Source organism: Streptomyces sp. NPDC048604 (assembly GCF_043199435.1).
In the GTDB taxonomy this organism is placed as follows: domain Bacteria; phylum Actinomycetota; class Actinomycetes; order Streptomycetales; family Streptomycetaceae; genus Streptomyces.
Genome location: NZ_JBICVX010000009.1, coordinates 170,772 through 196,585 on the forward strand (window position 1 = coordinate 170,772; position 25,814 = coordinate 196,585).

Sequence of the window (25,814 nt, forward strand, 5' to 3'; positions counted from 1 at the left end):
ACACGAACGCGTCAGGGACGGTCCCCCGTGAGACCGCCCCTGACCGCCTTGTGTCCGCCCCCTACTTGCCGAGCATGTCCTCGACCTTGGCGCGGATCTCGTCCGTCGCCAGACCGCGGATCGTCAGCGTGGTGCGGCGGCGCAGCACGTCGTCCGCCGTCTGGGCCCACTCGTGGTCCCGGGCGTAGGCCACCTGCGCCCAGATCTCCGGGGCGTCGGGGTGGATGCGCTCGCCGAGCGCCGGGTTCTCGTTCGCCATCCGGGCGATGTCGAAGGAGAGCGAACCGTAGTGCGTCGCCAGGTGCTTGGCGGTGTCGGCGGACATCCGCGGGCCGGGCGCGGGACCGTCCACGAGCAGCCGGTGCGCGACCGCGTTCGGGTTGGCTATGCCCGGCAGCGGCAGCCGCTTGGGGAGCGTGGAGACGGACTCGTAGTCCTCGCCGAGCGGACGGCCCGGCAGCGACTCCAGCTTCTTCATGATGGTGCGGCCGATGTGCCGGAACGTCGTCCACTTGCCGCCGGCCACCGACAGCATGCCGCCGCGGCCCTCGGTGACGACCGTCTCGCGCTTGGCCTTGGAGGTGTCGCCGGGCCCGCCCGGAAGCACCCGCAGCCCCGCGAAGGAGTAGGTGATCAGGTCGGGGGAGAGCTGCTGGTCGCGGATCGAGAAGGCGGCCTCGTCCAGGATCTGGGCGGTGTCCTTGTCGTTGACCGCGACGTCGGCCGGGTCGCCCTCGTACTCCTCGTCGGTGGTGCCGAGGAGCAGCATGTCCTCCCAGGGGAGGGCGAAGGTGATCCGGTACTTGTCGATCGGGGTGGCCAGCGCCGCCTTCCACGGGGAGGTGCGCTTGAGGACGAGGTGCGCGCCCTTGGAGAGACGGATGGACGGGGCCGCGTTCGGGTCCTCCATGCGGCGCAGGTGGTCCACCCAGGGGCCGGTGGCGTTGAGCACCAGCCGGGCGGAGACGCCGAACTCGTCGCCGGAGAGCCGGTCCCTCAGCTCCGCGCCGGTGACCCGGCCGCGGGTGAAGCGGAGCCCGGTGACCTCGGCGTGGTTGAGGACGGTCGCGCCGGAGTCGACGGCGGCCCGGACGGTCATCAGGGCCATGCGGGAGTCGTTCATCTGGTCGTCGCCGTACACGGCCACGGCCTTGAGGTCCCGCGTCCGCAGCTCCGGCACGTCCTGCGCGGCCTTCGCGGGGGAGAGCAGGTGGCCGACGCCGTCGCCGAACGCGGAGAGCGCGCTGTACGCGAAGACGCCCGCGCCCAGCTTGGCGGCGCCGTGGGGGCCGCCCTTGTAGACCGGCAGGTAGAAGGTCAGGGGGTTCGAGAGGTGCGGCGCCACCTGACGGGACACCGCACGCCGCTCGAAGTGGTTCTCCGCGACCAGCTTCACCGCGCCGGTCTGCAGGTAGCGCAGACCGCCGTGGAGCAGCTTGGAGGAGGCGGAGGAGGTGGCGCCGGCGAAGTCGCCGGCGTCCACCAGGGCCACCCGCAGACCGGACTGCGCGGCGTGCCAGGCGGTGGAGATGCCCAGGATGCCGCCGCCGATCACCAGAAGGTCGTACGTCGCCTTCGCAAGCTGCTCTCTGGTCTCGGCGCGGGTCGGAAGCGATCCGGCAGCCGGGTGCGTCCCGAGGGAGGGGACGCTCTGCAGGGTGGTCATCTTCGAATTACTCCTCGTCCTCGATCCAGCCCATGGTCCGCTCGACGGCCTTGAGCCAGCTCTTGTACTCGCTCTCACGCTTGTCGGCGTCCATGCGAGGGGTCCATTCCGCGGCCCGGCGCCAGTTGGCGCGCAGGGCGTCGGTGTCCGGCCAGAAGCCGACCGCCAGGCCGGCGGCGTAGGCCGCGCCGAGGCAGGTGGTCTCGGCGACCATGGGGCGCACGACCGGCGCGTCCAGGACGTCGGAGAGGGTCTGCATCAGCAGGTTGTTGGAGGTCATGCCGCCGTCGACCTTCAGCGCGGTCAGCTCGACGCCGGAGTCCTTCGTCATGGCGTCGGTGATCTCGCGGGTCTGCCAGGCGGTGGCCTCTAGGACGGCGCGGGCGATGTGCGCCTTGGTGACGTACCGGGTGAGGCCGGCGATCACGCCGCGGGCGTCGGAGCGCCAGTACGGGGCGAACAGGCCGGAGAAGGCCGGCACGAAGTACGCGCCGCCGTTGTCCTCGACCGAGGACGCCAGGGTCTCGATCTCGGCGGCGGAGTTGATCAGGCCCATCTGGTCGCGCATCCACTGCACCAGCGAGCCGGTGACGGCGATGGAGCCCTCCAGGGCGTAGACCGGCTTCTGGTCGCCGATCCGGTAGCCGACGGTGGTCAGCAGGCCGCTGTAGGAGTTGATGATCTTCTCGCCGGTGTTCATCAGCATGAACGTGCCGGTGCCGTACGTGGACTTGGCCTCGCCCTCGGCGAAGCAGGTCTGGCCGAACAGGGCGGCCTGCTGGTCGCCGAGCGCGGAGGCGACCGGGACGCCGTCCAGGACGCCGCCCTTGACGGTGCCGTACACCTCGGCGGAGGAGCGGATCTCGGGCAGGACCGCGGCCGGGACCTCCATGGAGGTGAGGATCTTGTCGTCCCACTCCATGCTGTGCAGGTTCATCAGCATGGTGCGCGAGGCGTTGGTGACGTCGGTGACGTGCCTGCCGCCGTCGGTGCCGCCGGTCAGGTTCCAGATGACCCAGGAGTCCATGGTGCCGAAGAGGATGTCGCCGCGCTCGGCGCGCTCGCGCAGGCCCTCGACGTTGTCGAGCAGCCAGCGGACCTTGGGGCCGGAGAAGTAGCTGGCCAGCGGCAGGCCGGTCTCGCGGCGGAAACGGTCCTGACCGACGTTGCGGCCGAGCTCCTTGCAGAGCGCGTCGGTGCGGGTGTCCTGCCAGACGAGGGCGTTGTGCACCGGCTCGCCGGTGTTCTTGTCCCACAGCACGGTCGTCTCGCGCTGGTTGGTGATGCCGATGGCCTTGACGTCGGCGGCGGTGATGCCGGCCTTGTCGAGGGCGCCCGCCACGACCTCCTGGACGTTGGTCCAGATCTCGTTGGCGTCGTGCTCCACCCAGCCCGGCTTCGGGAAGATCTGCTCGTGCTCCTTCTGGTCGACGGAGACGATGCGCCCGTCGCGGTCGAAGACGATGCAGCGGGACGAGGTGGTGCCCTGGTCGATCGCCGCGATGAACGGGCCGGCGGTGTGTGCGTCGGTCACGGTGTACTCCAAGGGAGGTCGGGAGGAAGGACGGCTCAGGCGAACGCGATGTTGTAGATACCCGCGGCGATGGCACCGCCCACCAGGGGGCCGACCACCGGGATCCAGGCGTAGCTCCAGTCGGAGCCGCCCTTGTTCGGCAGCGGCAGCAGGGCGTGCACGATGCGCGGACCGAGGTCACGGGCGGGGTTGATGGCGTAGCCGGTCGGGCCGCCGAGCGAGAGGCCGATGCCGACCACGACGAACGCGGTGATCAGGGCGCCGATGACGCCGAGGCCCTTGCCGCTGTCGTTCAGGCCCTGGGTGAGCACCGCGAGGACCAGTACGACCGTGCCGATGATCTCGGTGGCCAGGTTCTGCCAGACGACCCGGACCTCCGGGCCGGTGGAGAAGACGCCGAGGACGGGGCCGGCGCCGCCGTTGTCGTGCGGGCCCTCGATGGCCTTCTTCTCCGGGTCGCCGATGATCTCGGGGTCGGTCAGATGGGCCTGGAACTGCCCGTAGTACGTGATCCAGACCAGGAAGGCGCCGAGCATGGCGCCGAGCATCTGGCCGGCGAAGTAGACCGGAGCGTTGCTCCAGTCGCCGTCCTTGATCGCGATGCCGACGGTGACCGCCGGGTTGAGGTGCGCGCCCGAGAGGGTGCCGGTCATGTAGACCGCGGTCATGACCGCGAAGCCCCACCCGAAGGTGATCGCGAGCCAGCCGGCGTTCTGCGCCTTGGAGCGCTTGAGCACGACGGCGGCGACGACGCCACCGCCGAGCAGGATGAGTACGGCGGTCCCGATGACCTCGCCGATGAAGATGTCGGAGCTGGACACCCGCGACTCCTTTGTCCTTCGTCCAGGGGAAGGCGAACCCCGGGTCCCTCCGGTGGTCCGCGCCCTCAGGTGAGGGCGTCGTCGGTCCTTGGCACGGACACACTCTAGCGGTCATTCCCGTTAGGTGTTCGACAATGCCGACCGACGAACGGAAGTTTTGCCCTCCGGTTAACAGCACGTCAAGGGTTCGGGTGACGAAAAACCCGCCGATAACGCGATCGTTACCAGCGGGTTCGTGAGGTTCCGCTCAGCGGCTCGCCCTGTCCGTCCCGGGGCTCAGAAGCGGCCCGCTCCCAGGTCCCTGGAGACCGCCCGCGCGCAGTCGCGCACCGCCGCCACCAGTTCCGAGCGCAGCTCCCCGTCGCTGCAGACCCGCTCCACCGCGCCCGTGATGGCCACCGCGCCCACCGGCATCCGCCGCCGGTCGTGGATCGGCGCCGCCACCGAGGCCACGCCCTCCCAGGTCTCCTCCACGTCGGCGGCCCAGCCGCGCGCCCTGGTCATGTCGAGCAGCGACTCGAAGTCCTGGAGCCCGGTCACCGTACGGTCCGTGAAGGACTTCAGCTCGACCTCCAGGACCTCGCTGTGCGCCACCGGGTCGTACGCCGACAGCACCTTGCCCAGGGCCGTGGAGTGCAGCGGCTGCATGGCGCCCACCTCGAGCACCTGCCGGCTGTCGTCGGGACGGAAGACGTGGTGCACGATCAGCACGCCCTGCTGGTGCAGCACGCCCAGGTGGACGCTCTCGCCGCTGGACCGGGCCAGGTCGTCCGTCCACACCAGGGCCCGAGCCCGCAGCTCGTGCACGTCCAGATAGCTGTTGCCCAGGCGCAGCAGCTCCGCGCCCAGCTGGTACCGGGAGGCCGCGTCCTGCTCGACGAAGCCCTCCGCCTGGAGGGTGCGCAGGATGCCGTGCGCGGTGCCCTTGGCCAGGCCCAGGGAAGAGGCGATGTCGGACAGGCCGAGCCGGCGCTCGCCACCCGCGAGCAGTCGCAGCATCGCCGCCGCCCGTTCAAGCGACTGGATGTTCTTCGCCATCGCCCGGCCCTTTCTCCCGCCTGGATCGCGTGGATCGCTGTTGATCAACGCTGTTCGACAATGCTGAACACTATCGGTCGATGCCGACCTCGCGTGACACTTGCAAGTGTCCGCCACGAAGCGGCCGACCGGGAGTCTCCCGACAAAGGATGCCGTCCGGTCAGTGGGACGCCGTGTCCACCCCGGCGCTCCGCGGTTACGCTGGCCCCGTGCGCCCTCCGCCGAGGGCGCAAAGCCGACAGCCGTCGCATCCCAGGGAGCACATCCATGGCCTCGTTGCCGACCCCTTCCGCCGACAGCCGGACCCGCGCCGCCGCGCTCCGCGAGGCACTCGCCACCCGTGTGGTGGTCGCCGACGGAGCGATGGGCACCATGCTCCAGGCACAGGACCCGACGCTCGAGGACTTCCAGGACCTCGAGGGCTGCAACGAGATCCTCAACGTCACCAGGCCGGACATCGTGCGTTCGGTCCACCAGGAGTACTTCGCCGCCGGCGTCGACTGCGTCGAGACCAACACCTTCGGCGCCAACTTCGCCGCCCTCGGCGAGTACGACATCCCCGAGCGGGTCCACGAGCTCTCCGAGGCCGGCGCCCGCATCGCCCGCGAGGCCGCCGACGAGGCCACCGCCGCCACCGGCCGCCAGCGCTGGGTGCTCGGCTCCATCGGCCCCGGCACCAAGCTGCCCACCCTCGGCCACGCGCCCTACACCGCCCTGCGCGACGCGTACCAGCAGAACGCCGAGGGCCTGCTCGCCGGCGGCTCCGACGCCCTCCTGGTGGAGACCACCCAGGACCTGCTGCAGACCAAGGCCTCCGTCATCGGCGCCCGGCGCGCCCTCGACGCCCTCGGCGCCGACGTGCCGCTCATCGTCTCCGTCACCGTCGAGACCACCGGCACCATGCTGCTCGGCTCCGAGATCGGCGCGGCGCTCACCGCCCTGGAGCCACTGGGCATCGACATGATCGGCCTGAACTGCGCCACCGGCCCCGCCGAGATGAGCGAGCACCTGCGCTACCTCGCCCGGCACTCCCGCATCCCGCTGTCCTGCATGCCCAACGCCGGCCTGCCGGTCCTGGGCAAGAACGGCGCGCACTACCCGCTCGGCCCCGCCGAGCTGGCCGACGCCCAGGAGACCTTCGTCCGCGAGTACGGGCTCTCCCTCATCGGCGGCTGCTGCGGCACCACGCCCGAGCACCTGCGCCAGGTCGTCGAGCGGGTCCAGGGCCTCACCCCCACCGTCCGCGAGCCGCAGCCCGAGCCCGGCGCCGCCTCCCTGTACCAGACGGTCCCGTTCCGCCAGGACACCTCGTACCTGGCCATCGGCGAGCGCACCAACGCCAACGGCTCCAAGAAGTTCCGCGAGGCCATGCTGGAGGGCCGCTGGGACGACTGCGTCGAGATGGCCCGCGACCAGATCCGCGAGGGCGCGCACATGCTCGACCTCTGCGTCGACTACGTGGGCCGCGACGGCGTCGCCGACATGGAGGAGCTGGCCGGCCGCTTCGCCACCGCCTCCACCCTGCCGATCGTGCTCGACTCCACCGAGGTCCCGGTCATCCGGGCCGGCCTGGAGAAGCTCGGCGGCCGGGCCGTCATCAACTCCGTCAACTACGAGGACGGCGACGGCCCCGAGTCCCGCTTCGCCAAGGTCACCCGGCTCGCCCAGGAGCACGGCGCGGCCCTGATCGCGCTCACCATCGACGAGACGGGCCAGGCCCGTACGGTCGAGGACAAGGTCGCCATCGCCGAGCGGATCATCGACGACCTCACCGGCAACTGGGGCATCCACGAGTCGGACATCCTGATCGACACCCTGACCTTCACCATCTGCACCGGTCAGGAGGAGTCCCGCAAGGACGGCGTCCACACGATCGAGGCGATCCGCGAGCTCAAGCGCCGCCACCCGGACGTGCAGACCACCCTTGGCCTGTCCAACATCTCCTTCGGCCTCAACCCGGCCGCCCGCATCCTGCTGAACTCGGTCTTCCTCGACGAGTGCGTCAAGGCCGGCCTCGACTCGGCGATCGTGCACGCCTCCAAGATCCTGCCGATCGCCCGTTTCGAGGACGAGCAGGTGCAGACGGCGCTGGACCTGATCTACGACCGCCGCAGCGAGGGTTACGACCCGCTGCAGAAGCTGATGGCGCTGTTCGAGGGCGCCACCGCGAAGTCCCTCAAGGCCGGCAAGACGGAGGAACTCCTCGCCCTGCCCCTGGAGGAGCGGCTCAAGCGCCGGATCATCGACGGCGAGAAGAACGGCCTGGAGGCCGACCTCGACGAGGCCCTTCAGGACACCCCGGCTCTGGACATCGTCAACAACACCCTGCTCGACGGCATGAAGGTCGTCGGCGAGCTGTTCGGCTCCGGCCAGATGCAGCTGCCGTTCGTCCTCCAGTCCGCCGAGGTCATGAAGAGCGCGGTGGCCTACCTGGAGCCGCACATGGAGAAGTCGGACGCGGACGGCAAGGGCACCATCGTGCTCGCCACGGTCCGCGGCGACGTCCACGACATCGGCAAGAACCTCGTCGACATCATCCTGTCCAACAACGGCTACAACGTCGTCAACCTGGGCATCAAGCAGCCGGTCTCCGCGATCCTCGAAGCGGCCGAGGAGCACCGCGCGGACGTCATCGGCATGTCCGGTCTCCTGGTCAAGTCCACCGTGATCATGAAGGAGAACCTGGAGGAGCTGAACCAGCGCGAGCTGGCCGCCAGGTACCCGGTGATCCTCGGCGGCGCGGCCCTCACCCGCGCGTACGTCGAGCAGGACCTCCACGAGATCTACCAGGGCGAGGTCCGCTACGCCCGCGACGCCTTCGAGGGCCTGCGCCTGATGGACGCCCTGATCGCGGTCAAGCGCGGCGTCCCCGGTGCCGTGCTGCCCGAGCTCAAGCAGCGCCGCGTCGCCAAGCGGGACGCGGCCCTGGAGGTCGGCGAGCCCGAGCCCGGCGGCCGCTCCGACGTCGCCGTCGACAACCCCGTCCCGGCCCCGCCGTTCTGGGGCACCCGCGTGGTCAAGGGCATCCCGCTCAAGGACTACGCGAGCTGGCTCGACGAGGGCGCCCTGTTCAAGGGCCAGTGGGGCCTCAAGCAGAACCGCGCCGGCGACGGGCCGACGTACGAGGAGCTGGTGGAGGCCGAGGGCCGGCCGCGGCTGCGCGGCTGGCTGGACCGGCTGCACACCGACAACCTCCTGGAGGCGGCCGTCGTCCACGGCTACTTCCCCTGCGTCTCCAAGGGTGACGACCTGATCATCCTGGACGAGCAGGGCAACGAGCGGACCCGCTTCACCTTCCCGCGCCAGCGCCGCGGCCGTCGGCTCTGCCTCGCCGACTTCTTCCGCCCGGAGGAGTCCGGCGAGACCGACGTGGTCGGCCTCCAGGTCGTCACCGTCGGCTCGAGGATCGGCGAGGCCACGGCCGAGCTGTTCGCCGCCGACTCCTACCGCGACTACCTGGAGCTGCACGGCCTGTCCGTGCAGCTGGCCGAGGCCCTCGCCGAGTACTGGCACGCCCGGGTGCGCGCCGAGCTCGGCTTCGCGGGGGAGGACCCGGCGAACGTCGAGGACATGTTCGACCTGAAGTACCGCGGCGCGCGCTTCTCGCTCGGCTACGGCGCCTGCCCCGACCTGGAGGACCGGGCGAAGATCGCCGAGCTGTTGAAGCCGGAGCGGATCGGCGTCCACCTCTCCGAGGAGTTCCAGCTGCACCCGGAGCAGTCCACGGACGCGATCGTGATCCACCACCCGGAGGCGAAGTACTTCAACGCCCGGTGACCGTGTGACGACCGCCCTGAGGCCGGCGCAGGCCCGGCACAGGGCGGTACACGGGTCGTTCCGTGCGTCCCGTGTGATTCCGACGTACACTGGTCGGTCCAGTGCAGGCCGGTCTCCCTCCCCGTACCGGGGTGGGTGACCGGCCTCTTCGTCCCTCCGTGGAGGTGTGCCGGATGACCAGTACGGTCCCCGCGTCCTTGTTCCGTGCCAACGGCAGCTCCGCCCTGCAGGCGGTCTTCCTGGACATGGACGGCACCCTCGTGGACACCGAGGGCTTCTGGTGGGACGCGGAGGTCGAGGCGTTCGCCGCGCTCGGCCACGAGCTCGACGCGTCCTGGCGCGACATCGTCGTCGGCGGCCCCATGAGCCGCAGCGCCGGGTATCTCATCGAGGCCACGGGCGCGGACATCACCCTGGCCGAGCTGACCGTGCTGCTCAACGAGAAGTTCGAGCAGCGCATCGACCGCGGTGTGCCGCTGATGCCCGGCGCCGAGCGGCTGCTCACCGAGCTGGCCCGGCACAGCATCCCCACCGCCCTGGTCTCCGCCTCGCACCGGCGGATCATCGACCGGGTGCTGGCCTCGGTGGGCCGGGACCGGTTCGCGTACTCCATCGCCGGCGACGAGGTGACGCGCACCAAGCCGCACCCGGAGCCGTACCTCACGGCCGCCGAGCGGGCCGGGGCCGACCCGGCGCTGTGCGCGGTCATCGAGGACACCGCGACCGGCGTGGCCTCCGCGGAGGCGGCCGGCTGCCGGGTCGTCGCGGTGCCGTCCGTCGCGCCCATCGCGCCTGCGGGCGGCCGGGTCGTGGTCCGCTCGCTCGAAGAGGTCGACGTGCCGTTCCTGCGGACCCTGATCTCCGGCGCCTGAGCGGGTTCGGGTTCGCGCGAACGCGGACGGAAACGCAGGGCTCCGTACCGGGCGTTCTCCGTGATCGCGACCCTGTGCACCTCGGCCACCTGTCCTGAAGTCGCCCGAGTGACCTTGGTCACTGAGCGTACTGAAGGGTAGGTGGCCTTTCTGCGCCCCATGCCCGGATCATGCGTTTCCGGTGTCGCCATGTGTCCGGATTCATGGATCCTTGGGCGGGTCGTTCCCCCGCATGATTATCGATCATCTCGTATCGGCGATCACTCACCGGTGACCGGCCGGCCGCCACCCCGTCAGGCCCCCGCCCCACCGCGCACTAATCTTTCGGTCGTACTTCGCCGCACCCACCGTGTGCGCCGGCGCAAACCCAAGTCGCCGCGCCCAGAGGAACGATCGCTGTATCCGGCCCGATCGCTCCGCCCCGACCGGGCGGCAGCGGCGGAGTGTTCCGTACCGCTGCATCCCGTGCCGGATGAGGAGAACGTTTTCCGTGAACCGCAAGACCCTCGTGCTGCCGGCCGTCGCCGGAGTACTCGCCCCCCTACTCGCCGGCTGCGGCAGCACCGTCGGCGCCGGAGGCGGCGACCAGCACATCGTCGTCGGCACCACGGACCAGTTCGCCGCCACCGAGGACGCCCCCGCGCCCCTCGACCCCGCGTACGCGTACGACACCGGCACCTGGAACGTCCTCCGCCAGACCCTGCAGACCCTGATGCACGTCCCGCGCGGCGGCGGCCGCCCGGTCGGCGACGCGGCCTCCGGCTGCGGCTTCACCGACAAGGCCAGCCAGAGCTACCGCTGCACCCTGCGCGAGGGGCTCTCCTTCGCCGACGGCACGCCGGTCACCTCCGAGGACGTCAAGTTCTCCATCGAGCGCGTCCTCGCCGTCAAGTCCGACAACGGCACCGCCGCCCTGCTCGCCAACATCGACAAGGTCGAGCCGCAGGGCGAGAAGGCGGTCGTCTTCCATCTGAAGACCCCCGACGCCACCTTCCCGTACAAGCTCTCCACCCCTGTCGCCGGCATCGTCAGCAAGGACAAGTACGACGGCAAGAAGCTCCGCGAGGGCTTCGACGTCGACGGCTCCGGCCCGTACACCCTCCAGGCCGAGCGCCAGGACGACCGGATGGTCAAGGCCGTCTTCATCAAGAACCCGCGCTACAAGGGCGACGTCAAGCTCCGCAACGACAAGGTCGAACTGCGCTCCTTCGAGACCGCCGAGGCCATGGGCGAGGCCCTGGAGGCCGACCGGATCGACCTGGCCACCCGCGCCCTCGACCCGCAGCAGATCAAGGAACTCGGCGAGGAGCCCAAGCCGGGCATCGAACTCATCGAGGTCCCCGGGCTCGAGATCCGCTACCTCGCCTTCAACACCACCGACCCGGCCGTCAGGAACAAGGCTGTCCGCCAGGCCATCGCCGCCGTCGTCGACCGCGGCCGCATCGCCGGCGAGGTGTACGGCTCCACCGCGCAGCCGCTCTACTCGCTGATCCCGTCGAGCATCCCCGCGCACACCAACTCGTTCTTCGACAAGTACGGCGAGCCCAGCAAGGCCAAGGCCGCCGGCCTGCTGCGCGACGCCGGCATCACCACCCCGGTGAAGCTGACCCTGCACTACACCACCGACCGCTACGGCGACAGCACCGCCAAGGAGTTCGCCGCCCTGCGGTCCCAGCTCAACGCCACCGGCCTCTTCGACGTCACCGTCCAGGGCACCAAGTGGTCCGAGTTCCGCCCCGCACAGAAGCGCGGCGACTACCCCGTCTACGGCCTGGGCTGGTTCCCCGACTTCCCGGACCCGGACAACTACGTCGCCCCGTTCCTCGACGCGGACAACTTCCTCAACACCCCCTACGTCAGCAAGGTCGTCCGCGACCAGCTGATCCCGCAGTCGCGCCGCGAGGCCGACCGCAACGCCGCGGCCCCCGCGTTCGAGCAGATGCAGGAGATCGTCGCCGGTGACGTGCCCGTCCTTCCGCTGTGGCAGGGCAAGCAGTACGTCGCCGCCCGCGACGACGTGACCGGCGTCGAATGGGCGCTGAACGCCTCCTCCGACCTGCAGCTCTGGGAGCTCGGTCGCGGCACCGCCTGACCCCCTGCGTTACCCGGCCGCGCGACCAGCGCGCGGCCGGCCGGCAAGAGATCACGAGGCAAGGTTCTGTGAAGGCACACAACAAGTGGCTGACCGCCCCGCTGGCGGCCGGCCTCGCCACCGCTCTGCTCAGCGGCTGTGGCACGGAGACGGGCGGCGGCGCGGGCGGCTCCGGCGACGCCGTACGCGTCGGCATGTCGGACGAGGTCATGGCCACCGACCCCGCCGCCGGCTACGACCCCGGCTCCTGGCTGCTGTTCAACAACGTCTTCCAGTCCCTGCTCGCCTTCCCCAAGGGCGGCACGGAGCCCGAGCCCGAGGCCGCCGAGCAGTGCGGCTTCGAAGGCGGCAGCAAGGTCTACCGCTGCACCCTGCGCGACGGTCTGAAGTTCAGCAACGGCAACCCGCTGACCTCGAAGGACGTCAAGTTCTCCTTCGAGCGCGCGCTGAAGATCGACGACCCGTCCGGCCCCGGCCCGCTGCTCGCCACCATCGACACCATCGAGACCCCCGACGAGAAGACCGTCGTCTTCCGCCTCAAGGTCCCGGACGCCACCTTCCCCAGCAAGATCGCCTCCGGCGCCGGCTCGATCGTCGACCACCGCGAGTACGCCGCCGACGCGCTGCGCACCGACGGCAAGGCCGTCGGCTCCGGCCCGTACAAGCTCGACAAGTTCAGCGAGAGCGAGGCCGTCTTCTCCGTCAACGGCGACTACAAGGGCACCGCCAAGACCCAGAACAAGGGCGTCACCCTCAAGCTGTACGGCGGCGACCGCAAGGCCCTGTCGGAGGCGCTCACCAAGGGCGACATCGACGTCGCCTACCGAGGGCTCGCCGCCGGCGACGTCGCCGCCCTCGAGACCGCCGCGACCAGCGCCAACCAGGGCGTCGAGGTCGTCGAGGGCAGCAGCGCCGAGGTCCAGCACCTGGTGTTCAACGTCAAGGACCCGGTCGTCGGCAAGCTCGGCGTCCGCAAGGCCATCGCCCACCTGGTCGACCGCGAGGCGCTCGTCGAGAACGTCTACAAGTCGACCGCCACGCCGCTGTACTCGATCGTCCCGGCGGGCATCGCCGGCCACAACACCGCCTTCTTCGACGCCTACGGCGGCCGCCCCGACCCGGCCAAGGCCAAGGCCGCGCTGCGCTCCGCCGGCATCAAGGACAAGGTCGAGCTCACCCTCTGGTCCACGCCCAGCCGCTACGGCCCGGCCACCGACCAGGAGCTCGAGGCCATCGCCAAGCAGCTCAACGACAGCGGGCTGTTCGAGGCCGACGTCCAGTCGGTCGAGTTCGAGCAGTACGAGAAGGACATCGAGGCCGGCAAGTACGGCGTCTACGTGAAGGGCTGGGTGCCGGACTACCCGGACCCCGACAACTTCACCGGCCCGTTCTTCGGCGAGGGCAACGTCCTCGGCAACGGCTACGCGAACAAGCGGATCACCGGCTCGCTCATCCCGAAGACCTCCTCCTCCGCCGACCGCTCCACCACCACCGCCGACTTCGGCGAGCTCCAGGACCTGGTCGCCGAGGAACTGCCGATCCTGCCGCTGTGGCAGGGCAAGCAGTACGCCGTGGCCACCCCGAACGTCACCGGCCTGGAGTGGACCCTCGACGCCTCCACCGTCTTCCGCTTCTGGGAGCTCAAGAAGTCCTGACCAGGACGCCCCACACGGTCGAGACACACGGACGGGCCCGGCGCGCAGTCGATGCGCGCCGGGCCCGTCCCCGTATGCCGTAGGCGCCTACTGCGCGCCCGGCCGGACCAGACCGCTCTCGTACGCGTACACCGCCGCCTGGACCCGGTCGCGGAGGCCCAGCTTCGTCAGCACATGGCCCACATGCGTCTTGACCGTCGTCTCGCTGACGAACAGATCCGCCGCGATCTCCGCGTTCGACAGACCCCGCGCCACCAGCTTCAGCACCTCGACCTCACGCTCGGTCAGCGTGTTCAGGGTGTCCGGAACCTGCTCGTCGCCCGACGGCAGATGCCCCGCGTACTTGTCGAGCAGCCGCCGCGTGATGCTCGGCGCGAGCATCGCCTCGCCGGCCGCCACCACCCGGATCGCCTGCACCAACTCGTTCGCCGGCGCGTCCTTCAGCAGGAACCCGCTCGCCCCGGCGCGCAGCGCCTCCACCACGTACTCGTCCAGGTCGAAGGTGGTCAGCACCAGCACCTTCGCCGGGCCGTCGCGGCCCGGGCCGGTGATCTGCCGGGTCGCCTCCACGCCGTCCATCCGCGGCATCCGGATGTCCATCAGCACCACGTCCGGCTGCAGCGCCCGGACCTGCTCCAGCGCCTGCAGACCGTCCCCGGCCTCGCCGACGACCGCGAGATCCGCCTCCGCCTCCAGAATCATCCGGAAACCGGTGCGCAGCAGCGGCTGGTCGTCGACCAGAAGGACGCGGATGGCCACGGGAACTCCTTTACGGGGCGGGCTGAACCGGCTCCATTCTGCCCTGCTCGTCCGTCCCGGCCTCCGGCGGGCGCGCGGAGACGATCTCCAGCGGATACACCGGGGGAGTGCCCCCGAACTCCGGGCAGTGCGCCCGGTGGTCGCACCACCCGCACAGCTTCGTCTGCCGCGGCCGCCAGTCACCCGTCCGGGTGGCCAGCACGATCGCCTCCCACAGCGCGTGCAGCTTCCGCTCCACCCGCAGCAGATCCGCCTCCACCGGGTCGTACGTCAGTACCTCGCCGCTGCCCAGGTACACCAGCTGCAGCCGCCGCGGCACCACCTGCTTCAGCCGCCACACCACCAGCGCGTAGAACTTCATCTGGAACAGCGCGGCCTCGCTGTACTCCGGCCGTGGCGCCTTGCCCGTCTTGTAGTCGACGATCCGCACCTCGCCCGTCGGCGCCACGTCCACCCGGTCGATCACCCCGCGCAGCCGCAGCCCGGACTCCAGCTCCGTCTCCACGAACAGCTCGCGCTCCACCGGCTCCAGGCGCGTCGGGTCCTCCAGCGTGAACCACCGCTCGACCAGCTGCTCCGCCTCGCCCAGCCAGCGCGCCAGCCGCTCCCCGTCCGCGTCCCCCTCGAACAGCTCGGCCAGCTCCGGCCGCGAGGTCAGCAGCCGGTCCCACTGCCCCGGGACCAGCGACTTCGCCCGCGGCGCCGTCCGCTCCACCGCCGGTGCGTCGAAGAGCCGCTCAAGCACAGCGTGCACCAGCGTGCCCCGCGTCGCCGCCTCGCTCGGCTTCTCCGGCAGCCGGTCGATCACCCGGAACCGGTAGAGCAGGGGGCACTGCATGAAATCGCTCGCCCGGGACGGCGACAACGACGACGGCGTCGACGGCGTACGGGGCTGCGCCGCCGGCTGCTCGCTGCTACTCATGCCCCAGACCCTACGGCCCGCCACTGACACCGGCGGAATACCATCGACTACACACCCCGTCACGCTGCATGATCGAAGCGTGCCGCGACGACGTGGGACGGCGCACAGGCAGCGAAGGGAACCCGTGAACCAGGACGACGCCAGCGGCAAGAACGACCGGCCGCAGTCCGGCCCGACGGGACCGGAACACGGCGACGGCAAGCCGCAGCGCACCGACGAACCCGGAGGCGGCATCCTCATGGGCCGCCCCTTCGGCGTGCCCGTGTACGTCGCCCCCAGCTGGTTCCTCGTCGCCGCCCTGATCACCTGGGTCTTCGGCAACCAGATCGACCGCGTGCTGCCCGAGCTCGGCGCCGCCCGCTACCTGGTCTCGCTGTTCTTCGCCGTCGCCTTCTACGCCTCCGTCCTCGTCCACGAACTCGCCCACACGGTCGCCGCCCTCCGCTTCGGGCTCCCGGTCCGCCGCATCCAGCTCCAGTTCTTCGGCGGCGTCTCCGAGATCGAGAAGGAGGCCGAGACCCCCGGCCGCGAATTCGTCCTCGCCTTCGTCGGCCCGCTGCTCTCGCTGGTCCTCGCCGGAGTCTTCTACGTCGCCATGGACGCCGTCCGTCCCGGCACCGTCCCCGGCGTCCTGCTCGCCGGCCTGATGATCTCCAACCTCATCGTGGCCGTGTTCAACCTGTTGCCCGGCCTGCCCCTGGACGGCGGCCGGATGCTCCGCGCCGTCATCTGGAAGCTCACCGGCAAGCCCATGAGCGGCACCGTCGCCGCCGCCTGGGTCGGCCGCGCGCTCGCCGTCACCGTCCTCGTCGGCCTCCCGCTGCTCACCCGCACCGGCCTCCTCGGCAACGACCCCGACGAGATCAGCGGCGTCGACACCGTCACCGACGCCCTGCTCGCCGCCATCCTCGCCGCCATCATCTGGACCGGCGCCGGCAACAGCCTGCGCATGGCCCGGCTCCGCGAGCACCTCCCCGAGCTGCGCGCCCGCACGCTCACCCGCCGCGCCATCCCCGTCCCGCCCGCCACCCCCCTGTCCGAGGCGCTGCGCCGCGCCAACGAGGCCGGCGCCCGCGCCCTGGTCGTCGTCGACGGCGGCGGCAACCCGACGGGCCTGGTCCGCGAGGCCGCCATCGCCGGCGTCCCCCAGCACCGCCGCCCCTGGGTCGCCGTCAGCGGTCTCGCGCAGGAACTCACCGACGGCATGCGCGTCCCCGCCGAGCTCGCCGGACAGGGCCTCCTCGACCACCTGCGGGCCAGCCCCGCCACCGAGTACCTCGTCGTCGAGGACAGCGGCGAGATCTACGGAGTGCTCTCCACCGCCGACGTCGAGCGGGCCTTCGTCCGGGCCATGGCAAGACCGTCCTCCTGACCCCGGTACTCTGGTCACATGTCCGAACCGACCGGTGCCGCCCGCCGTCGCGGGCCCTTCAAGGTCGGGGACCAGGTCCAGCTCACCGACCCCAAGGGACGCCACTACACGTTCACTCTCGAGGCCGGGAAGAATTTCCACACCCACAAGGGTTCCTTCCCCCACGACGAGCTGATCGGCGCTCCTGAGGGCAGTGTCGTCCGTACCACGGGAAACGTCGCCTACCTGGCGCTGCGCCCCCTGCTCCCCGACTACGTCCTGTCCATGCCCCGCGGCGCCGCCGTGGTCTACCCGAAGGACGCGGGACAGATCCTCGCCTTCGCCGACATCTTCCCCGGCGCACGCGTCGTCGAAGCCGGCGTGGGCTCGGGCTCGCTCAGCAGCTTCCTGCTCCGCGCCATCGGCGACAGCGGCATGCTGCACTCCTACGAGCGCCGTGAGGACTTCGCGGAGATCGCCAAGGGGAACGTGGAGCGCTACTTCGGTGGCCCCCACCCCGCCTGGCAGCTCACCGTCGGCGACCTCCAGGACAACCTGACGGACACCGACGTCGACCGCGTCATCCTCGACATGCTCGCCCCCTGGGAGTGCCTGGAGGCCGTCTCCAAGGCGCTCGTCCCCGGCGGCATCCTGTGCTGCTACGTGGCCACCACCACGCAGCTTGCGCGCACCGTGGAGTCCATCCGCGAGTTCGGCTGCTACGCCGAGCCGCAGCCCTGGGAGTCCATGATCCGCAACTGGCACGTCGAAGGCCTGGCCGTCCGCCCGGACCACCGGATGATCGGCCACACCGGCTTCCTGGTCACCGCCCGTCGCCTCGCCGACGGCGTCGAGCCCCCGATGCGCCGCCGCCGTCCCGCCAAGGGCGCCTACGGCGAGGACTACGAGGGCCCGAACAAGGGCTGACCCCCCGGCCGGTCTCCTCCGGCAGGTACCTTCCACCACGACAACGTGACGGCGCCGCTGGCGGGGTACCCCCCCCGTGGCGAGGACACGAACACGGCGGCCCCCCCGTGGCGGGCGTCCCCGGGGGCTGGCGCGCCCCGCGCCCCCCCCCCCCCCCCCCCCCCCCCCCCCCGGCGCGCGGCCCCCCCCCCCCCCCGGCCCCCGCCCCCCCCCCCCCCCCCCCCCCCCCCGCCGCCGCGTTCGCGCTCTTCCCGGGGTCCTGCCGAGCCCGGCGCACCCCGCCTGTTCCGCCCTCCTGTGACGTATGGCACGATGCTGGCCACTCCCACCGCACCACCCCTCACAGGAGACGCCCCGCGTGCAGCCTGCCGCCCTCCCGGACCTCGCGCACACCCACCCCCGCCCGGTGCACTGGCTCGCCACCGCGGCCGCCATGGCCGCCGTCGTCGCCGGCGCCGGACTCCTCCAGCCCGACGCGGCCACCGCCACCACGGCGGCCGGCGCCAAGGTCGCCGGGTCGCCCCGGACGGCTCCGAGACCGGCCCCCAAAGCGGCGGGCGCCGCGTACCCCCTGGAGTGCGGGGGAGCGTCGAGCGTCGTCGCCCGGCAGGCGACCGGCGACCTCGACGGGGACGGCGGCCCGGAGACCGTGGCCGTGGCGCACTGCGACGCCGGATCGGGCACCCCGCCGAGCGGGGTCTACGTACTGACCCGGGGCAAGGACGGTGCCGCACGGGTCGTCGCCACCCTGGTCGAGCCCACGAGCAAGCAGAACGTGGAGCAGCTCGCGGTCCGCGACGGCGTGGTCACGGCCACCCTGCTCGGCTACTCGTCGCCGGACGTGCCCCGCTGCTGCCCCGATGTGCGTGAGAGCGCCGAATGGCGCTGGCACGGCGGTGCGTTCGTGCGCAGCAAGGCCGGCTCGGCGGCGCAGAGCGCCTGACTTGTCACACGCAGTGGCGCGCGCGGCGGCTCAGTCGGCGTCGGGGCCGTACACCTCGACGCCGTCCGCCACCCGCCGGACGTGGATGCAGTCGCCCGGGCACTCCTTGGCGGAGTCCACCACGTCCTGCAGCAGCGGCAGCGGCACCGGGGTCGTCGCGCCCGCGTCCTGGAGCAGTTCGTCGTCCGCGCTCTTCACATACGCGAGCCCGTCGATGTCCAGCTCGAAGACCTCGGGCGCGTATTGTGCGCAGATCCCGTCGCCCGTGCACAGGTCCTGATCGATCCAGACTTCCAGCGCCTCTTCGGCGCCCGTGGACGAGACCTCGTGCTGCACGGTCATTTCCCCTGCCGTTTCCTGCGTCTGCTGATCGATTCCGAAGTAAGTCGGGCCGCCCCTGACGGGTGTTGACCACCGCCGACGATACAACCGCGCGCTTTCCGATGTTTGGCTAGGGGTATTCCCCTGGCGTGAGGGGAAGCGCAAGGGTGAAGATCGGACACACCCCGAGAGTGTTTGTGATCTAGGGGTTTCAATCCCCACCCACGCAGGTAGGGTCAGGAAGCGTCCAGCTCCCCTTGGAGGAGGTGAGGACCGTGGCAGCCCACGACGACGACATCAACCGCGGCATCCGGCCGGGGCGGGGGTCTGAGGACCCCGCCGGCCAGGTTGCCTATCTCGAGCAGGAAATCGCCGTCCTGCGCCGCAAGCTCGCCGACTCTCCGCGACACACGAGGATTCTCGAGGAGCGGATCGTCGAGCTGCAGACCAACCTGGCCGGCGTGTCCGCTCAGAACGAGCGGCTCGCCAATACGCTCCGTGAGGCCCGCGACCAGATCGTGGCCCTCAAGGAGGAGGTCGACCGGCTCGCCCAGCCGCCGGCCGGCTTCGGTGTCTTCCTGCAGGCCAACGAGGACGACACCTGCGACATCTTCACCGGGGGCCGCAAGCTCCGGGTGAACGTCAGCCCCAGCGTCGCGCTCGAAGAGCTCCGGCGCGGCCAGGAAGTCATGCTCAACGAGGCGCTCAACGTGGTCGACGCCATGGAATTCGAGCGCACCGGCGACATCGTCACCCTCAAGGAAGTCCTCGAGGACGGCGAGCGCGCCCTGGTGCTCGGGCACACCGACGAGGAGCGGGTGGTCAGGCTCGCCGAGCCGCTGCTGGACGTCACCATCCGCCCCGGCGACGCCCTGCTCCTGGAGCCCCGCTCCGGATACGTCTACGAGGTCGTGCCCAAGAGCGAGGTCGAGGAACTCGTCCTCGAAGAGGTCCCGGACGTCGATTACGGCAAGATCGGCGGCCTCGGCGACCAGATCGAGCTGATCCGGGACGCCGTCGAGCTCCCGTACCTCTACCCCGACCTCTTCAAGGAGCACGAGCTCCGGCCGCCCAAGGGCATCCTGCTCTACGGGCCCCCCGGCTGCGGCAAGACGCTGATCGCGAAGGCCGTCGCCAACTCCCTTGCCAAGAAGGTCGCCGAGGTCACCGGCCAGCCGGCCGGCAAGTCCTACTTCCTGAACATCAAGGGCCCCGAGCTGCTCAACAAGTACGTCGGCGAGACCGAGCGGCACATCCGCCTGGTCTTCCAGCGGGCCCGCGAGAAGGCGAGCGAGGGCACTCCGGTCATCGTCTTCTTCGACGAGATGGAATCGCTGTTCCGCACCCGCGGCTCCGGCGTCAGCTCGGACGTGGAGAACACCATCGTCCCGCAGCTGCTCGCCGAGATCGACGGCGTCGAGGGGCTCGAGAACGTCATCGTCATCGGCGCCTCCAACCGCGAGGACATGATCGACCCCGCGATCCTGCGGCCCGGCCGGCTCGACGTCAAGATCAAGATCGAGCGTCCGGACGCCGAGGCGGCCCGGGACATCTTCGCCAAGTACCTCACCGCCTCCCTGCCGCTGCACTCCGACGACGTCGCCGAGCACGGCGGCTCGAAGGACGCCGCCGCGATCGGAATGATCCAGTCGGTCGTCGAGAAGATGTACGCCGAGAGCGAGGAGAACCGCTTCCTCGAGGTGACGTACGCCAACGGCGACAAGGAAGTCCTCTACTTCAAGGACTTCAACTCCGGAGCGATGATCCAGAACATCGTCGACCGGGCCAAGAAGATGGCCATCAAGGCCTTCCTCGACCACAACCAGAAGGGCCTCCGGGTCTCCCATCTCCTCCAGGCGTGCGTGGACGAGTTCAAGGAGAACGAGGACCTGCCGAACACCACCAACCCCGACGACTGGGCCCGGATCTCCGGAAAGAAGGGCGAGCGGATCGTCTTCATCCGCACCCTTGTCACCGGAAAGCAGGGCGCGGACACCGGACGCTCCATCGACACGGTGGCCAATACCGGTCAGTACCTCTAGAACGCCGGCCGGCTGCGGATGTCCGGAAACCCGGACATCCGCAGCCGTCGCATTCCACCCCAGCAAATCCTCGAAACGATCTCCCCACCGGCGCGGAGTCGCTCTAGGCTCGTCGGTACTTGTTGCGCCGCTCCCGGAGGGGAGCGCCGCCGGGCAAGGAGGGCCGCATGACCGTACGGCGAGTAATGGGCATCGAGACGGAGTACGGGATCTCCGTCCCGGGCCATCCGAACGCCAATGCCATGCTCACCTCGTCCCAGATCGTCAACGCCTACGCGGCGGCGATGCACCGGGCGCGCCGCGCCCGCTGGGACTTCGAGGAGGAGAACCCGCTGCGGGACGCCCGCGGCTTCGACCTCGCCCGCGAGGCCGCCGACTCCAGCCAGCTCACCGACGAGGACATCGGCCTGGCGAACGTGATCCTCACCAACGGCGCCCGGCTCTACGTGGACCACGCCCACCCCGAGTACAGCGCCCCCGAGGTCACCAACCCGCGCGACGCCGTCCTCTGGGACAAGGCCGGCGAGCGGATCATGGCGGAGGCCGCCGAGCGGGCCGCTCAGCTGCCCGGCGCGCAGCCGATCCACCTGTACAAGAACAACACCGACAACAAGGGCGCCTCGTACGGCACGCACGAGAACTACCTGATGAAGCGGGAGACCGCGTTCTCGGACATCGTGCGCCACCTGACGCCGTTCTTCGTCTCCCGCCAGGTCGTCACCGGCGCCGGCCGCGTCGGCATCGGCCAGGACGGCCGGGAGCACGGCTTCCAGATCAGCCAGCGCGCGGACTACTTCGAGGTCGAGGTCGGTCTGGAGACCACCCTCAAGCGCCCCATCATCAACACCAGGGACGAACCTCACGCCGACGCCGAGAAGTACCGCCGCCTGCACGTGATCATCGGCGACGCGAACCTCTCGGAGATCTCCACCTACCTCAAGCTCGGCACCACCGCGCTGGTCCTCTCCATGATCGAGGACTCCTTCATCAACGTCGACCTGGCCGTGGACCAGCCGGTCCGCACCCTCCACCAGGTCTCCCACGACCCCGGCCTCCAGCACCTGATCACGCTGCGCAGCGGCCGCACACTCACCGCGGTCCAGCTCCAGATGGAGTACTTCGAGCTGGCCAGGAAGTACGTCGAGGAGCGCTACGGGGCCGACGCCGACGAACAGACCAAGGACGTCCTGGTCCGCTGGGAGGACACGCTCAACCGGCTCGAGCACGACCCGATGAGCCTGGCCGGCGAGCTGGACTGGATCGCCAAGCGCGAGCTCATGGAGGGCTACCGGCGCCGTGACGGCCTCGACTGGGACGCCGCCCGGCTGCACCTCGTCGACCTCCAGTACGCGGACGTGCGCCCCGAGAAGGGCCTGTACAACCGTCTGGTGGCCCGCGGGCGTATGAAGCGGCTGCTGACCGAGGACGCGGTCGAACGGGCCGAGACGAACCCTCCCGAGGACACCAGGGCGTACTTCCGGGGCCGCTGCCTGGAGCAGTACGCGGACGACGTGGCCGCGGCGTCCTGGGACTCGGTGATCTTCGACCTGCCCGGGCGGGACTCGCTCCAGCGGGTCCCGACCCTGGAACCCCTCCGGGGTACCCGGAACCACGTCAAGGAACTGCTCGACCGCTGCCGTACCGCGGAAGAACTGGTCCGCGTGTTGTCGGGCGGCTGAGACACGCCTGAAAGCCCTCCGGGGCGGGAATCATGAAAGCAGCCCCCGCGGACGTCCAAGCGACCGCGGGGCCGATGTCAGCGCAGGCTTGTAGGGTCTGAACTCGACAGACTCAACCGAGCGGGCCGATTCGAGCGGGGTGAGGGACATGGCGACCAAGGACACCGGCGGCGGACAGCAGAAGGCGCAGCGGACCACCGAGGAGGTCGAGGAGACCACCGCGGAGGCGAGCTCCGACCTCAAGGAACGCCAGGAGAAGCTGAGCGACGACGTCGACTCGGTTCTGGACGAGATCGACGACGTACTCGAGGAGAACGCCGAGGACTTCGTGCGGTCCTTCGTGCAGAAGGGCGGCGAGTGATTTCACCTGACAACCGCAGGTGAGATCGCTCGGGGGGCTTGTTGCACGGCCTGCAGCGTCCCTGCAGGCCGTGCGCAGCTGCACCCGCCGCGCATGTGGATCTTCGTCACGGGACGGGTAGGGTCCGTGGCGTACTGTGCTTCAACTGCAAATCGGCCGTCGGCGCGTTGGGAGTCGATCCCGACACGCTTCGTCGGGCCGCCGCATACCTGGAGGGACACGCGTGGAAGCCAACACTCGTAGCACCGGGCGTCTACCCGCTGCCTTCCTGACGCCGGGCTCGTCCTCGTTCATGGACTTCCTGTCCGCGCACTCGCCGGATCTGCTGCCGGGCAACCGGAAGCTGCCCGACGGGATCGTCGAGGCGCCGCACGGCACGACCATCGTCGCGACCACCTTCCCCGGCGGCGTGGTGCTCGCCGGTGACCGGCGGGCCACGATGGGCAACATGATCGCGCAGCGCGACATCGAGAAGGTCTTCCCGGCGGACGAGTACTCGGCCGTCGGCATCGCCGGCACCGCCGGCCTCGCCGTGGAGATGGTCAAGCTCTTCCAGCTGGAGCTGGAGCACTTCGAGAAGGTCGAAGGCGCGCAGCTCTCCCTGGAGGGCAAGGCCAACCGGCTCTCCACGATGATCCGCGGCAACCTCGGCATGGCCATGCAGGGCCTCGCCGTGGTGCCGCTGTTCGCGGGCTTCGACCTGGACCGCGAGCGCGGCCGGATCTTCTCGTACGACGTCACCGGCGGCCGCTCCGAGGAGCACGGCTACGCGGCCACCGGTTCCGGCTCCCTGTTCGCCCGGGGCGCCATGAAGAAGCTGTACCGCGACGACCTGACGGAGCAGCAGGCGACCACGCTGGTCGTGCAGGCGCTGTACGACGCGGCGGACGACGACTCGGCGACCGGCGGCCCGGACGTGGCCCGCAGGATCTACCCGATCGTCACCGTCATCACCGAGGACGGCTTCCGCCGGCTCACCGACGCCGAGTCCTCGGACATCGCCCGTTCGATCCTGGAGCGCCGCCTCGAGCAGCCCGACGGCCCGCGCGCCGCGCTGCTCTGACTCTCTCGCCACCGACAGAAAGGGACGGGTAGCCGGTGTCCACGCCGTTCTATGTCTCTCCCCAGCAGGCCATGGCCGACCGGGCGGAGTACGCCCGCAAGGGCATCGCCCGCGGCCGCAGCCTGGTCGTCCTCCAGTACGCCGACGGCATCGTCTTCGTCGGCGAGAATCCGTCCCGCGCGCTGCACAAGTTCAGCGAGATCTACGACCGGATCGGCTTCGCCGCCGCCGGCAAGTACAACGAGTACGAGAACCTGCGCATCGGCGGCGTCCGTTACGCCGATCTGCGCGGATACACCTACGACCGCGACGACGTGACGGCCCGTGGTCTGGCCAACGTCTACGCGCAGACGCTGGGCACCATCTTCTCCAGCGCCGGCGAGAAGCCGTACGAGGTGGAGCTGGTCGTCGCCGAGGTGGGCGAGGTCCCCGAGGGCGACCAGATCTACCGGCTGCCGCACGACGGCTCGATCGTGGACGAGCACGGCTCGGTCGCGGTCGGCGGCAACGCGGAGCAGATCAGCAGCTTCCTGGACCAGCGGCACCGTGACGGGATGTCGCTCGCCGAGGCGCTGAAGCTGGCGGTGCAGGCCCTGTCCCGGGACACCAACGGCAGCGAGCGGGAGATTCCCGCGGAGCGGCTGGAGGTGGCGGTGCTGGACCGCACGCGCCCGCAGCAGCGCAAGTTCAAGCGGATCGTGGGGCGTCAGCTGTCGCGTCTGCTCGAGGCGGACGACGCGGCGACGGCGAAGACGGACGATCCGTCGGACGAGCTGCCGGAGGGCGGCTCCGAGGAGTAGCCCGCTCACGGCTCTCGGGCCCCGTTCTTCCGCTTCGGCGGTGGAACGGGGCCCGTTCGCATGTCTCAGGCGGCCGGCGGCGGGCCCGAGGAGGCCCGTGTGACGAGCGTGACCGGAAGGTCGCCGGGTTCCGGTTCCTCGCCGGCCAGGACGGCGAGGAGCGCCGCCATGCCCTGTTCGCCGATCCGCTCGGCGGGCAGCCGGACGGTGGTGAGCTCGGGTTCCACCGCCGTGGCGAGCGCCAGGTCGTCGAAGCCGGTGACGGAGACGTCCTCCGGGACCCGCAGGCCCAGGCGTCGTACCGCCTTGCAGGCACCGGCGGCGAGGATGTCGTCGTCGCAGATGACGGCGGTGGCTCGGGGGCCGGGGCCGCTGAGGGCCTGTTCGGCGGCGGCGCGGGCGCCCGCGACGTCGAGCGGGGCGTGCACCGTACGCACCTCCGTGCCCCGCAGCGCCTCGGCGAGCGCGGCGGCGCGTACGTCGAAGGTCCAGGACGGCACCGCGGACGCGAGGTGCACGAACCTCCGGTGGCCCAGGCCGAGCAGATGGTCCGTCACCTGCCGCATGCCGTCGACGATGTCGAGGTTGACCTGGGCGGCGGCGCCGGTGTCGGCGGGGTCGCTGTCCAGCATGACCAGGGGCAGGTCGGTGCCGCGGAAGGCGGTGAGCGCGTCCGCGGCCATGGAGGAGGCGATGACGCCGTCCAGGGCGGCGCGGGCGGAGGCGAAGGGGTCCTTGGCGGGTCCGACGCCCTCGGGGGAGGGGTACAGCACGACGCCGAAGCCGTGGCGGGCGGCGACGGTCGCCGCGCCGGTGTAGACGCGGGCGAAGAACTCGTTGGTGAGCGCGGGGACGACGAGCAGCGCGGTCCTGGTGTGGCCGAGGCGCAGGTTGCGGGCGGCGAGGTTGGGCCGGTAGCCGAGCTCGCGGGCGGCCTCGCGGACGAGTCCGGCGGTGCGCTCGGAGACCCGGCCGCGCCATTTGTCGCCGAGGACGAGGGAAACGGTGGCCTGGGAGACCCCTGCGGCGCGTGCGACGTCGCGGCTGGTGGGCCGCGCTCCGCCGGGTTCCGTGGTCTGCACTCACTGCCTCCGCTGGGCGCCGGTCCGGGGCCGCGGGGTGGACCCGCGTACGGGGGACATGGTACGTATGACCCACGACGTTATACGTACAACCTCGGGGGGAACGCCC

20 protein-coding genes and 1 pseudogene are annotated in these 25,814 nt (G+C 70.6%); 13 read left to right on the plus strand and 8 right to left on the minus strand.

All coding sequences use genetic code 11. The features are described 5' to 3' along the window. Positions 1-61: 61 nt before the first annotated feature. The 4 genes from ACGFMM_RS20180 to ACGFMM_RS20195 all read right to left on the minus strand — a co-directional run bounded on the left by ACGFMM_RS20180 (position 62) and on the right by ACGFMM_RS20195 (position 5,059). Complete coding sequence (locus ACGFMM_RS20180) at positions 62-1,666, minus strand: FAD-dependent oxidoreductase (RefSeq protein WP_393647725.1); 1,605 nt, start codon at positions 1,664-1,666, stop codon at positions 62-64. Positions 1,667-1,673: 7 nt separating this feature from the next. Next, entirely contained in the window at positions 1,674-3,200 is a 1,527-nt protein-coding gene (glpK, locus tag ACGFMM_RS20185) for a glycerol kinase GlpK (RefSeq protein WP_393647726.1), read from the minus strand. A 35-nt stretch (positions 3,201-3,235) separates the two neighbouring features. Beyond that, on the minus strand, positions 3,236-4,021 hold the full coding sequence (locus ACGFMM_RS20190) for an MIP/aquaporin family protein (protein WP_393647727.1): 786 nt from the start codon (positions 4,019-4,021) through the stop codon (positions 3,236-3,238). 276 nt (positions 4,022-4,297) lie between these two features. Next, the gene (locus ACGFMM_RS20195; protein ID WP_393647728.1) at positions 4,298-5,059 is read right to left on the minus strand and encodes an IclR family transcriptional regulator; all 762 of its coding nucleotides are present in this window, start codon (positions 5,057-5,059) and stop codon (positions 4,298-4,300) included. Positions 5,060-5,326: 267 nt separating this feature from the next. Here ACGFMM_RS20195 and metH point away from each other — a divergent pair, with 267 nt between their 5' ends. From metH to ACGFMM_RS20215, 4 genes are all read left to right on the plus strand, one after another. After that, positions 5,327-8,836: a methionine synthase gene (gene metH, locus ACGFMM_RS20200; RefSeq protein ID WP_393647729.1), complete on the plus strand. Its 3,510-nt coding sequence runs from the start codon at positions 5,327-5,329 to the stop codon at positions 8,834-8,836. Positions 8,837-9,009: 173 nt separating this feature from the next. Further along, positions 9,010-9,708 carry an HAD family hydrolase gene (locus ACGFMM_RS20205; protein ID WP_393647730.1) on the plus strand — a complete coding sequence of 233 codons (699 nt, stop codon included), beginning with the start codon at positions 9,010-9,012 and terminating at the stop codon, positions 9,706-9,708. A 490-nt stretch (positions 9,709-10,198) separates the two neighbouring features. Continuing rightward, on the plus strand, positions 10,199-11,800 hold the full coding sequence (locus ACGFMM_RS20210; protein ID WP_393647731.1) for an ABC transporter substrate-binding protein: 1,602 nt from the start codon (positions 10,199-10,201) through the stop codon (positions 11,798-11,800). Positions 11,801-11,868: 68 nt separating this feature from the next. Beyond that, entirely contained in the window at positions 11,869-13,455 is a 1,587-nt protein-coding gene (locus ACGFMM_RS20215; protein WP_393647732.1) for an ABC transporter substrate-binding protein, read from the plus strand. 87 nt (positions 13,456-13,542) lie between these two features. On the opposite strand, the gene ACGFMM_RS20220 is transcribed toward ACGFMM_RS20215, so the two are convergent. Further along, positions 13,543-14,214, minus strand: a complete 672-nt coding sequence (locus tag ACGFMM_RS20220; protein WP_393647733.1) for a response regulator — start codon at positions 14,212-14,214, stop codon at positions 13,543-13,545. Positions 14,215-14,224: 10 nt separating this feature from the next. After that, positions 14,225-15,136: a RecB family exonuclease gene (locus ACGFMM_RS20225; RefSeq protein ID WP_393647734.1), complete on the minus strand. Its 912-nt coding sequence runs from the start codon at positions 15,134-15,136 to the stop codon at positions 14,225-14,227. Between the two features lie 124 nt (positions 15,137-15,260). Here ACGFMM_RS20225 and ACGFMM_RS20230 point away from each other — a divergent pair, with 124 nt between their 5' ends. The 3 genes from ACGFMM_RS20230 to ACGFMM_RS20240 all read left to right on the plus strand — a co-directional run bounded on the left by ACGFMM_RS20230 (position 15,261) and on the right by ACGFMM_RS20240 (position 18,357). Further along, positions 15,261-16,508 carry a site-2 protease family protein gene (locus ACGFMM_RS20230; RefSeq protein WP_393647735.1) on the plus strand — a complete coding sequence of 416 codons (1,248 nt, stop codon included), beginning with the start codon at positions 15,261-15,263 and terminating at the stop codon, positions 16,506-16,508. An 18-nt stretch (positions 16,509-16,526) separates the two neighbouring features. Continuing rightward, positions 16,527-17,414, plus strand: coding sequence for a tRNA (adenine-N1)-methyltransferase (locus ACGFMM_RS20235; protein WP_393647736.1), 888 nt, complete (start codon positions 16,527-16,529; stop codon positions 17,412-17,414). 358 nt (positions 17,415-17,772) lie between these two features. Then, positions 17,773-18,357 (plus strand): hypothetical protein, encoded by a 585-nt coding sequence (locus ACGFMM_RS20240; RefSeq protein WP_393647737.1) that lies wholly within the window; start codon positions 17,773-17,775, stop codon positions 18,355-18,357. A gap of 30 nt (positions 18,358-18,387) precedes the next feature. Here the strand turns inward: ACGFMM_RS20240 and ACGFMM_RS20245 are convergent, their stop codons facing one another. Continuing rightward, positions 18,388-18,699, minus strand: a complete 312-nt coding sequence (locus ACGFMM_RS20245; protein ID WP_393647738.1) for a ferredoxin — start codon at positions 18,697-18,699, stop codon at positions 18,388-18,390. 254 nt (positions 18,700-18,953) lie between these two features. Between ACGFMM_RS20245 and arc the strand changes: the two genes are divergently transcribed. The 6 genes and pseudogenes from arc to prcA all read left to right on the plus strand — a co-directional run bounded on the left by arc (position 18,954) and on the right by prcA (position 24,623). Beyond that, positions 18,954-20,720, plus strand: a complete 1,767-nt coding sequence (arc, locus tag ACGFMM_RS20250) for a proteasome ATPase (protein WP_393647739.1) — start codon at positions 18,954-18,956, stop codon at positions 20,718-20,720. 167 nt (positions 20,721-20,887) lie between these two features. Next, positions 20,888-22,399, plus strand: a complete 1,512-nt coding sequence (dop, locus tag ACGFMM_RS20255) for a depupylase/deamidase Dop (protein WP_393647740.1) — start codon at positions 20,888-20,890, stop codon at positions 22,397-22,399. 148 nt (positions 22,400-22,547) lie between these two features. After that, positions 22,548-22,760 carry a ubiquitin-like protein Pup gene (locus ACGFMM_RS20260; RefSeq protein WP_393647741.1) on the plus strand — a complete coding sequence of 71 codons (213 nt, stop codon included), beginning with the start codon at positions 22,548-22,550 and terminating at the stop codon, positions 22,758-22,760. A gap of 62 nt (positions 22,761-22,822) precedes the next feature. Further along, positions 22,823-23,032: pseudogene (locus tag ACGFMM_RS20265) on the plus strand (endonuclease domain-containing protein); the annotation flags it as partial. Continuing rightward, on the plus strand, positions 22,984-23,823 hold the full coding sequence (gene prcB, locus ACGFMM_RS20270; protein ID WP_393647742.1) for a proteasome subunit beta: 840 nt from the start codon (positions 22,984-22,986) through the stop codon (positions 23,821-23,823). The pseudogene ACGFMM_RS20265 and the gene prcB, both read left to right, overlap by 49 nt. A gap of 35 nt (positions 23,824-23,858) precedes the next feature. Beyond that, complete coding sequence (prcA, locus tag ACGFMM_RS20275; RefSeq protein WP_393647743.1) at positions 23,859-24,623, plus strand: proteasome subunit alpha; 765 nt, start codon at positions 23,859-23,861, stop codon at positions 24,621-24,623. Between the two features lie 65 nt (positions 24,624-24,688). On the opposite strand, the gene ACGFMM_RS20280 is transcribed toward prcA, so the two are convergent. After that, positions 24,689-25,705 (minus strand): LacI family DNA-binding transcriptional regulator, encoded by a 1,017-nt coding sequence (locus ACGFMM_RS20280; protein ID WP_393647744.1) that lies wholly within the window; start codon positions 25,703-25,705, stop codon positions 24,689-24,691. Between the last annotated feature and the right edge of the window lie 109 nt (positions 25,706-25,814).